This is a genomic window from Xenorhabdus sp. NBAII XenSa04 (assembly GCF_963866145.1).
Taxonomy (GTDB): Bacteria; Pseudomonadota; Gammaproteobacteria; order Enterobacterales; family Enterobacteriaceae; genus Xenorhabdus; species Xenorhabdus indica.
Genome location: NZ_CAWMEB010000164.1, coordinates 1 through 1,157, shown reverse-complemented (window position 1 = coordinate 1,157; position 1,157 = coordinate 1). Strand labels below are relative to the sequence as shown.

General features: G+C 44.5%; 2 protein-coding genes and 1 pseudogene. All 3 read right to left on the bottom strand.

Going from position 1 to position 1,157, the window contains the following annotated elements:
- On the bottom strand, nucleotides 1-566 hold a 566-nt coding region (locus AAC147_RS07335), incomplete at its 3' end, for a tail fiber protein (protein ID WP_197056438.1).
- A 52-nt stretch (nucleotides 567-618) separates the two neighbouring features.
- On the bottom strand, nucleotides 619-780 hold the full coding sequence (locus AAC147_RS07330; RefSeq protein WP_156115447.1) for a hypothetical protein: 162 nt from the start codon (nucleotides 778-780) through the stop codon (nucleotides 619-621).
- Nucleotides 780-1,157, bottom strand: a pseudogene (locus AAC147_RS07325) (hypothetical protein); the annotation flags it as partial. The gene AAC147_RS07330 and the pseudogene AAC147_RS07325, both read right to left, overlap by 1 nt.

Genomic DNA, 1,157 nt, shown 5'->3' with positions numbered 1-1,157 from the left:
CCGCCCTCCATCGGCAGGAAGTTATTAGGGTGCGGTAGATCACTGCACCACATCAAAATACCGCCGATGGGAACTGCCAATAGCTCCGCGTCTTCTTTTTTGATGCACTCACTAATCAGCATGGTTGTCACATTTTGGCTTATCACAAGATCATTAGATACCCCAGCTTGTTGAACCACAGCTGATTCTTGCAAGGCATTTTCCGCCTGATTGACTGTATCTCGCAATCCGAGATTGTTGACAAAAGCGTCTTTATCAGGAATATCAGCTCCGTTCTGGTTTTTCGCTAAGCGGGTATCAGCATTGCTATTCGCATTGTTGGCGTTTTGGCTGGCTGTATTAGCTAAATCATATGCTGTTTTCACCGCCTTTGGTGTTGCTGCATGAGTCTGGTTATTACTACCGACATCATTGCTCAGGATCACAAATCCTTTATCTTGTAGCGTTGCATCTGGATGGTTGCGACTTAGGGCGTGTTTTTCTATCGCTTCTTTGATTGAATCCTGGACATATTCCGGTGTTGTAACGGTCACAAGGCTGCTATCGTCAGTCTTTTTATCTTGCATAATCCCCTCATTGAATAACAATAAACATTTTGGGTAATTTAGGTTCATCCAGTTACGATCCAGCAAACAGAGTCACGCCAATAAAGGTACGTTCCAGTTTTTTCCCGATATATTCCCTGCTTATCGTATTTACGCAATAAACCTGTATCCAGCCATAGGATAAAGCAAATCCATTTTCATCAGATTGTACCGAAGATTCTGTTGGCTGAACCATTACCTTCCCCTTACTAAAAATAGCACCGCAACATTTTTCATCCTATTTTCAACCGATGTCGGGACAACGTAAGATGCACGAAATTCTCGATCCTCATAAACGTAGCCATCGTCCCCAAATGCATCAGTGTAAACATGACTTCCTCTGCCTTGGTCGATGGTGGAGAATGCCCCCGTTGTATTATCGTCAATCTCATCTGTTTTACGACTACCTGTCCTGATTACTCCCTTGATATCTCTGATAGCATCAGTCTGAAAGGATCCCAGTGTTCTCCCAACCTCCGGATCAACCCCTCCGGTTTTATCCCATCCACGCGGCACATAACCCCGCCAGTCTGGCAGATTTCCCGAAGGGTAGTGTTTGAGTAATTCAGGATA

Coding starts and splice junctions, on each gene's coding strand:
- AAC147_RS07330 (WP_156115447.1), bottom strand. CDS start 780: ATGGTTCAGCCAACAGAATCTTCGGTACAATCTGATGAAAATGGATTT.